The organism is Sphingobacterium sp. T2, from assembly GCF_000814685.1.
Lineage (GTDB): Bacteria > Bacteroidota > Bacteroidia > Sphingobacteriales > Sphingobacteriaceae > Sphingobacterium > Sphingobacterium thermophilum.
In genome coordinates, this window is sequence record NZ_JXAC01000081.1 from 45,754 (window position 1) to 52,447 (window position 6,694).

General features: G+C 42.8%; 5 protein-coding genes, 1 tRNA gene and 1 pseudogene. 4 read left to right on the forward strand and 3 right to left on the reverse strand.

Annotated elements, in window-relative coordinates:
* A complete protein-coding gene (locus SD31_RS06230; RefSeq protein ID WP_052258711.1) occupies window positions 1–1,044 on the reverse strand; it encodes an HlyD family secretion protein in 1,044 nt (347 codons plus the stop codon).
* Between the two features lie 2 nt (window positions 1,045–1,046).
* Window positions 1,047–2,375 carry a TolC family protein gene (locus tag SD31_RS06235; protein ID WP_197053562.1) on the reverse strand — a complete coding sequence of 443 codons (1,329 nt, stop codon included), beginning with the start codon at window positions 2,373–2,375 and terminating at the stop codon, window positions 1,047–1,049.
* Window positions 2,376–2,511: 136 nt separating this feature from the next.
* Here SD31_RS06235 and SD31_RS06240 point away from each other — a divergent pair, with 136 nt between their 5' ends.
* Window positions 2,512–3,327 (forward strand): AraC family transcriptional regulator, encoded by an 816-nt coding sequence (locus tag SD31_RS06240; RefSeq protein WP_039053494.1) that lies wholly within the window; start codon window positions 2,512–2,514, stop codon window positions 3,325–3,327.
* Between the two features lie 50 nt (window positions 3,328–3,377).
* On the opposite strand, the gene SD31_RS06245 is transcribed toward SD31_RS06240, so the two are convergent.
* Window positions 3,378–3,451 (reverse strand) — tRNA-Met (locus SD31_RS06245).
* A gap of 237 nt (window positions 3,452–3,688) precedes the next feature.
* On the opposite strand from SD31_RS06245, the gene SD31_RS06250 reads away from it, so the two are divergent.
* The 3 genes and pseudogenes from SD31_RS06250 to ribB form a co-directional block, all read left to right on the forward strand.
* Window positions 3,689–4,069: an START-like domain-containing protein gene (locus SD31_RS06250; RefSeq protein ID WP_039053495.1), complete on the forward strand. Its 381-nt coding sequence runs from the start codon at window positions 3,689–3,691 to the stop codon at window positions 4,067–4,069.
* 65 nt (window positions 4,070–4,134) lie between these two features.
* Window positions 4,135–5,598, forward strand: coding sequence for an LptF/LptG family permease (locus SD31_RS06255; protein ID WP_039053496.1), 1,464 nt, complete (start codon window positions 4,135–4,137; stop codon window positions 5,596–5,598).
* Between the two features lie 72 nt (window positions 5,599–5,670).
* Window positions 5,671–6,694 (forward strand): annotated as a pseudogene (gene ribB / locus SD31_RS06260) (3,4-dihydroxy-2-butanone-4-phosphate synthase); the annotation flags it as partial.

The window sequence follows — 6,694 nt, forward strand, 5'->3', positions numbered from 1 at the left end:
TTATATTTTCTGTGCTGCTACGGTTACATTCATCCCTGCTTTCAACTTATCCTGCTCCGGCGAAGCGAGCAATACGATTTTCACTGGAAAACGCTGTTCTATCTTCACAAAGTTGCCCGTAGCATTATCCGGTTTAATCAAAGAAAACTCAGAGCCGGCAGCAGGCGAAAAAGAATGGATCTTTCCTTTGAAAATTATATTCGGAAAGGCGTCGGCGCGGATCTCTATTTCCTTACTCGTGTCGATCTCCCCTATTTGGGTTTCCTTGAAATTTGCTACGATCCATTTCTCTTGCGAGACAACCTGCACTAAAGCCTGTCCTTCTTTCACCAGCTGTCCCACCTGTATGTTACGTGTTCCTACCCATCCGTCATAAGGGGCTATGACATATGTAAAGCTCAACGCAAGCTTAGCATTGTTGACCAGCGCTCGATGTTGAGCCACCTGACTTTTTACGGGAGCAATCTTGGTCTGTTCGGCGAATGCATTCATCGTTGCTGTCGACAGCTGATTTTGCAAAGCCTTAAAATGTGCCTGTGCCTGTCTATATTTCGCTTCTACATTTTCAAACTGTTGTTGGGTGGCTGCCTCCTGTTCCACTAAATTTTTGAAACGCATATACTCCTGCTCGGCACGCCATACTTCAATTTTAGCTGCCTCCACATTAGCTTGGATGGTTTGCAAGTCGCTAGCCTTAACCTTCACCGAACTCTCATATATATCCACCGACTCTGAGGTGCTGGCGAGGCTTGCCTCCGCCATATCCACCTGATTTTTAAACTCCCTATTATCAATGACTACCAACGTATCCCCCTTATGTACATATTGGTTTTCTTCGAAGCGGACCTCCTGAATATATCCCGACACCTTGCTAGCCACGGGTGTAATATACTGCCGAACCTGAGCATTGTTTGTACTTACATGAGTACGCGCAAAGAGGTAAAACCACCCCAAGACGAGTACCCCTGCTCCCACTAATGTCCAAGCTATAAGAGTCAAGATGCTGTTTGTTCGTTTTTCTAATTTTGTCAACTGTGCTGCCATATTTATATTCTTCCTAATACGTATTGTAATTGATAGTATTTCAATTGCCTATTGATTTTCAGTGAAAGAAGATTGGATTGTGCTTCCAGATAGGCATTATCGGCATCAATAAGCTCCGTAATCAAACTTAACTGATTGCTATATTTAAGACGCACGATACGATAGTTTTCTTTAGCCTGGTCTATTGCCTGCTGCGCGATACCAATCTTTCGGGTAGCTTCCTCCAGCTTCTTTTGGGCGGCAAAGACCTCATGCCTAAGCTGTTCTTCCTTCTCTTCTACAGTCAGTTGTGCCATCTTGAGCTGCTCATTGGCCATATTTACCTTGGTCTTGTTCTTATAAAGATTAGATAATGGCATCTTAAGGCTTATCCCTACCGCGCCAAAGCGGTAAAGGTGTTCTACCGGAGGAAAAAACATAAAATTCGGATAATTATAGCCATATTCTCCGCCAGCAAAAACTTTTGGAAGGACGTTGGCGTGCACTAACTTCTTATCCAGCTCCTTCTGCTCAGCCTCTTTCTCTGCTATGTGTAGGGATTCGCTATTATTTCTAGCCTGAGCTACAAGATCCTCAAGTACAGAAACTATCGGGATGTCGGAAAACAGTCCTTCCGTATCGATATGCATCTCCACTTCTTCTGGCAAAGCCAATAGAATCTTAACCTCATGCTCCAGAATAGTCAAATCCTTCTCTAAATCATAATACAACATCTGATGGTTAGAAAGTTGCAGTTTCGTGCGCAACACATCGTTGTTGGTCACCACGCCATTCTGTCGCAGCTTCTCCGATTGGGCTATGACCAAGGAGTCCTCTCGCATCTTTTCTAGGATAAGCTTCTTCTGTTGCTGAAGGTGTAAGCCATGAAGATAAGCTGCAATAAGCTGCATCTTCACATCACGTTCAGCCTTACGATAATGTAAATCTTGGATTTCAATATCCAGATGCGCCTTCTTCTCTTCGTATTTGAGCTTTCCTCCCGTATACAATGGTATTTCGGCGTCAATCGTAAAGTTATACTTAAATCTCGGGGTCTCATACATTGTGGAAGGATGCCCCAACCCCTGCTCGTATTGATGAAGGTTGTCCAACACCTGTACATTACTGTTGAAAGCCACTTCCGGCAGTTTATCCTGACGTATATCTTCCGCCCTTATAGTGGTAACTTTATTTTCTATAGACTTAATCTGAAGTTTTTTGTTGTGCTGTAAAGCTAGGGTTATGGCGTCTTGAAGTGTTAGCCGTTGGAAAGTCTGCGCCATCAGGGGGAATGCTAAACTTCCCCAAAGTATCATTCCTATAAATAGTGGATACCTAATTTTTAATCTCATAAATGAACTGATGCTATACTAAAAACTTATAACGGCACAAAGTTAGAACACCTCAAAAAGCATAACTTTATAAAATAAGAAAAACATTTGCTCATTTACGCCAACAGATGGTACCTTTGTTTATAGGAACTGAAACATGAGAGCAGATATCAAGGAAATACTAAAGGAGCTAGATAGCGATGGCATTGACTTTTATGTCAACCATATGCAGTTGGCTGCCGTGGAAACGGCCATGCACAGCCACCATAAGGGACAGTTGCTCTATGCCGAAGGGGGCATTGTACATATCTTCATTCAAGAGAAACATTGGTATCTTCCAGCGCGTTGTTTTATGTGGATTCCTGCGGAAGTGCCACACTCCATTCTTACCTATAGTAAGAAGGTGGAGCTTTACAACATCTATTTCAAGATTATGAAGGAAGATAGTTCTTTTTTTAGTCGACCAAACATTTATTTCGCCAACGACCTGCTTCGTGAGATGATTTTATATACTAAATCGTGGTTCGGACGCATTGAGAAATCTGATCCTGCAAAGTACTATTTCCTCCGCGCTATAAAGGAAAATCTTCCGCAGATCGAATCTACGCGCTTGCCCATTCTTATGCAACACCCTTTTCCTAAAGATCCCAAACTGTTGGAGATTGCACGTTTCCTCAACAGCAACCTGGAATCCAACTTCACCATCGAAGAGGTGGCACAACGGTTTGGCCTCAGCACACGCACCTTGTCTCGAAAATTTAAAGAAAATCTGGGAATGAACTATGTGCGCTTTCTACGTTCTTTGCGTATCACCAAAGCTTTCGAACTCATCTCAGAAAGACAGCACAACATGTATGAGATTACCTTGATGGTAGGCTACAGCTCCCTATCTGCCTTTAGCAATATTTTCTTTAAGGTGGCAGGAATACGTCCTACCGAATATGCGAAACTGTTGGATAAGAAAAACAGCTAAAATACTGGTATTCATAAACAAAAAAAGCTTCAAGGAAACTTGAAGCTTTGTAGCGGGGAGCAGGATCGAACTGCCGACCTCAGGGTTATGAATCCTGCGCTCTAACCATCTGAGCTACCCCGCCCTTTCGGTGATGCAAATATAGCAACATCCTTTCACATTGCAAGTATTTTTTTCATTTTTCTTTCACAAAAAATGGCCCTAAAAGCCCAATACAAGCACAAAATATTAGAAATGAAGCACCTACAAGGATAATTTTCAAGATTAAAAACTTTTTTTTTATTTTACAGTAATATTTGCTCCAAAATATGTATTTTACAGCTATCATTCTTAGTTATAAACTTAAAATAAACGGAAAGAGATATGGCAAGAAAAAGCTAAACTTCACCTCGAATATATCATCAACTCATCACCTCGTATCTTATATCCATATCTCATCGAGCCTAACGAGTTAGCACAGTGGTTTGCCGACGATGTCAACTACCATGACGGCATCTACGAGTTTATTTGGGACAATGAGTCTCATCGCGCGAAGCTTGCCGCATCAAAAGAAAACAAAAGCGTTAAGTTCAAATGGCTGGACGATGAGCCTCACTATTTTGAAATGGAAATCCTTCAAGACGAGCTTACCAACGATGTAGCCTTAGCCATCACCGACTTTGTCAAAGAGGAAGACTTGGAAGAAAGAAAGAAAATTTGGGACAACTCAATTAGCTATTTGCAAAGTGTTATTGGTGCATAAAAATCCGTATCTTTGTAAATAAATTCTTATTCGGACAGTTGAGAGAAGAATAAGGGGCTGTTTACATGAAAAAGATACATATCTTAATACTGCAAGCATTCATTAGGCCTTTCATCGTTACTTTCTGTATCGTCATGTTTGTCCTATTGATGCTTTTTTTGTTTAAATATATTGATGACCTTATCGGTAAGGGATTAGATTGGACTGTCATCATGGAGCTTATCGGTTATCAATGTGCCGTACAGCTATCCATGGCTTTGCCGCTATCTATGTTGCTGTCATCCATCATGACATTCGGCAACTTGGGTGAAAGCTACGAATTGGTAGCCATCAAAGCGGCAGGGGTGTCGTTGCGCAAGGCCATGACGCCACTTTTTGTCTTGGTGGGAATTTTCGCTGGCTCTTCGTTCCTATTTTCAGACTATACGCTACCGGTGGTTAACCTCAAGATGGGTTCCCTCCTATATGATGTGACCAAGAAGAAGGCTGATTTCTTGATCAAGCCGGGAGTATTTAACAACTCCATCGACGGATATGCCATCCGTGCAAAAAGTAAGTCCAAAGATGGGACGGAGCTGTACGACCTTACCATTTACAACAAAACGTCAGGAAACCCAGGAAGCAATGTATTGGTGGCCGATACCGGATACATGTACAACTCGAGGGACCAACGTTATCTTATCCTCAAACTCATCAACGGGGTACAATACCAAGATTCCCGCAAGCAGAATGCTACGAACTACGATCCCCGTCAGCAGTTCATCCGCTTCTACTTCAAAGAGACGGAAACAAAATTCGATGTTTCGGATTTCGGCATGAAGCGCACCGACGAAAACCTGTTTAAGCAACATCATCAAATGATGAACTTGCGTCAACTTGCTGCCAAATCCGATACCACAGAAAGGGAAATAGATAGTCTATCGAGGGTATATGCTATGGAGCTGAAGCAGAACCTTACATTCACATCCTCCTACTACAATACCGGAGTGGTCGAGAAAGCCCAACTTGAAGGTAAAGGCGACAAAATCATAGACTATATCCCACAAAATATGCGCCTATCGGTCATTACGACCGCCATGAACAATATCAACAACTTTAAGGATGCCCACCTTTTCCGTGGTCCTCAGTATAAAGATCTAGTAGATAAAAACATCAAATACTATGTCGAATGGCACCGTAAGTTCACGCTGGCCGTCTCCTGCCTTTTGCTCTTTGCCATAGGAGCTCCCCTGGGAGCCATCGTGCGCAAAGGAGGATTGGGAGCTCCCGTAGTCATGTCCATTATATTCTTCCTGATTTATCATATCATCTCTACGGTTGCGGAAAAGTCGGCAAAAGATGGCGTGATAACTCCTTTTTGGGGCATGTGGATGGCTATCATCATCCTGACGCCGCTGGCAGCCTTCCTTACCTATAAGTCTACGACAGACTCCGCTATCTTCGATGCTGCCCAGTACAAAATCAAGGTCCAAGCAATCATGGAGTGGCTGCGCAGCAAGTTTAACATCAAGAAGAAACAACCTCAATAAAGGATTATTTTGACGTTGCTATTATACATTTTTCATAAAATCTGAGTTACTTAGCATAAAATTTTTATATCAATGGATATTAAATTAAACACCATAGAAGAAGCTATAGAAGATATCAAAGCAGGCAAGGTGGTCATTGTCGTAGATGATGAAGATCGCGAGAATGAGGGCGATTTTGTGACGGCAGCACGCAATGCTACACCGGAAATTATCAATTTCATGGCTACACACGGTAGAGGATTGGTTTGTGCTCCTCTTACCAAAGAGCGCTGCGAAGAGCTGAAGCTTCATCCTATGGTAGGTCAAAACACAGCCGTATATGAAACGAATTTCACCGTTTCGGTAGATCTACAAGGTTATGGATGTACTACGGGTATTTCGGCTTCTGACCGCTCGAAAACCATTCAAGCTTTAATAAACCCTAACACCAAACCGGAAGAACTTGGACGCCCAGGACATATCTTCCCTCTAATCGCTATGGATGGCGGCGTATTACGTCGTACAGGACACACCGAAGCAGCCGTAGACCTAGCACGTCTGGCAGGGTTCGAACCGGCAGGAGTATTGGTAGAAATCCTAAAAGATGATGGAGAAATGGCTCGCTTACCCGAACTGATGGAAGTAGCCAAACGTTTCGACCTCAAAATCATCACCATCAAAGATCTAATCGAATACAGACTAAAATACGATACACTGATCAAGGAGGAAGTTACCGTACATCTACCTACAGAATTCGGCGACTTCAACATGAAAGCCTTCACTCAAAAAAATACAGGAGAACAGCACTTGGCTATCTATAAAGGTGAATGGAAAGAAAATGAACCCGTATTGGTGCGTGTGCATAGCTCTTGCGTGACGGGAGATATCTTCGGTTCCTGCCGCTGCGATTGTGGTCCTCAGCTACACAAAGCTATGGAGATGATTGAAAAAGAAGGCAAAGGTGTCATCGTGTATATGAACCAAGAAGGACGTGGCATAGGCCTTATCAACAAGCTGCACGCCTAATAAGTCTCCAAGAAAATGGTGTTGACTACTGTAAGATGCCAACCCTACAGCTTGGATTCAAAGCCGATCTCCGAGACTATGGTGTAGGAGC

Coding starts and splice junctions, on each gene's coding strand:
- SD31_RS06230 (WP_052258711.1), bottom strand. CDS start 1,044: ATGGCAGCACAGTTGACAAAATTAGAAAAACGAACAAACAGCATCTTG.
- SD31_RS06235 (WP_197053562.1), bottom strand. CDS start 2,375: ATGAGATTAAAAATTAGGTATCCACTATTTATAGGAATGATACTTTGG.
- SD31_RS06240 (WP_039053494.1), top strand. CDS start 2,512: ATGAGAGCAGATATCAAGGAAATACTAAAGGAGCTAGATAGCGATGGC.
- SD31_RS06255 (WP_039053496.1), top strand. CDS start 4,135: ATGAAAAAGATACATATCTTAATACTGCAAGCATTCATTAGGCCTTTC.